Source organism: uncultured Meiothermus sp. (assembly GCF_937863175.1).
In the GTDB taxonomy this organism is placed as follows: domain Bacteria; phylum Deinococcota; class Deinococci; order Deinococcales; family Thermaceae; genus Meiothermus.
In genome coordinates, this window is record NZ_CALMCQ010000435.1 from 1 (window position 1) to 1,497 (window position 1,497).

General features: G+C 60.5%; 2 protein-coding genes. Both read right to left on the minus strand.

Going from position 1 to position 1,497, the window contains the following annotated elements:
• Nucleotides 1-630: Crp/Fnr family transcriptional regulator (locus Q0288_RS16235; protein WP_299432793.1), on the minus strand; the 630-nt coding region annotated here is incomplete at its 3' end.
• Between the two features lie 150 nt (nt 631-780).
• Complete coding sequence (locus Q0288_RS16240; RefSeq protein ID WP_299432796.1) at nt 781-1,344, minus strand: TetR/AcrR family transcriptional regulator; 564 nt, start codon at nt 1,342-1,344, stop codon at nt 781-783.
• Nucleotides 1,345-1,497: the final 153 nt, after the last annotated feature.

The window sequence follows — 1,497 nt, forward strand, 5'->3', positions numbered from 1 at the left end:
GTAGCGTCCCCGGGTGCCTTCGACCAGGCCCAGGTTGCGCAACTCTCCCAGGGTGTGGGTGACGGTCACACGGGTGGTGCCGCACATGGAGGCCAGGTCTTCTTGTTTGAGTTCCATCGGCAACACCCGCCAGGCTGAGTAATCGGGCGCGCTAAAACGCTGGGCTAGCCAGGAAATAGTCTGGCCCAGACGCACGGCTACCGGAGCGGAGGCGATCTCGAGCTGGGCCTCGAGCTGTTCCATGCGCACAGCCAGCACCTGCGCCAGACGCAGCGGCACGTTGGGCAGTTCCCGCGCTACCTGCTCGATGTGGCTTTTTTCCACCGGACAGATCATCACCCGGCTCATGCATACCGCATCGGTCTTGTGAACTGCATCCTCTTCGAGAAAATTGGTTCCGAGCAGGTCTCCGCTCCCGGCGATGTATACGATGCGTTCCTGGCCGGTGAGTGCCAGCCTCGAGAGCTTGACCTGACCCTCTATCAGGAGGGTCAACCCCCGGCAAGCATCGCCCTCGTGATACAGAAACTCTCCTGGCCGGTACCTGCGGGGTGGGCAGATCTGCCCCAGACGCTGACGCTCACTCTCCTGCAGGCGCTCCAGGAATCCTGGCTGGCGTAGGTAGGTCATATACTGGGCTATACGAGGACAGCTCTCCAGTCGGATGAGGCAGACTTTGGGCCGAAGTGGCGGATACCGGAGGTGCGAGGCAAAAACGGCGCAGGGAGCGCCCAGCGGGGTACTGGACGCCAGCGCTCGCAGCCCGCTTAAAGAACCGCTCTACCCTGCACCCAGGGTCTTGAAAACCAGATCCCGGTAGTGACGCGACAGCGAGTCCAGGGTCAGCTTGCCCCCAGGCCGATACCAGTGGTAGGTCCAGTTCAGGGCCGACAAGACGAAAAGGGTTGCCAGTCGCACATCCTCTACCTGGAATTGGCCCGAGGCAACCCCGGCCTCTAAGGTCTTGCGGAAGTGGCCCTCGTAGGCATCGCGACGGGCTGTAATCTTGCTTTGCAGGACTGGATTAAGGAACTTCCACTCGTGGAAAAAGACCGTGGCATTGTCCAGTTCGCGCACCATCACTTCCAGGTGCCCCCGGATGAGGCGCTCGAGCCGTTCCCCGGGAGTGAGGTTGGCCGGGATCATCTCGGCACTGCTCAAAAAACCGTCCGCAGCCCGATTAACCAGCTCAAACAGCACTTCTTCCTTGGACTCGATATGCGCGTAGAGGCTGCCCCCTTGCAGGTTGACCGCGCGGGCCAGGTCGCGCATGGAGGTGGCGTGAAAACCCTGACGGCTAAAAAGCTGGCCTGCCGCGTCCAGGATTTCATCGCGACGGTTCATCTTCTCCAGCTTGCCTTCTTCAAACGAACGATTGTTTGACACCCTGGCGCAGAGTATAGGGTGTGTTCAGGGGAGCGTCAACGCAGTAGGCTCCGATTCTAGGCTTTTATCATATACAGCCAGAGAGCCAACGAAACAGGGGCATGGGTTCGG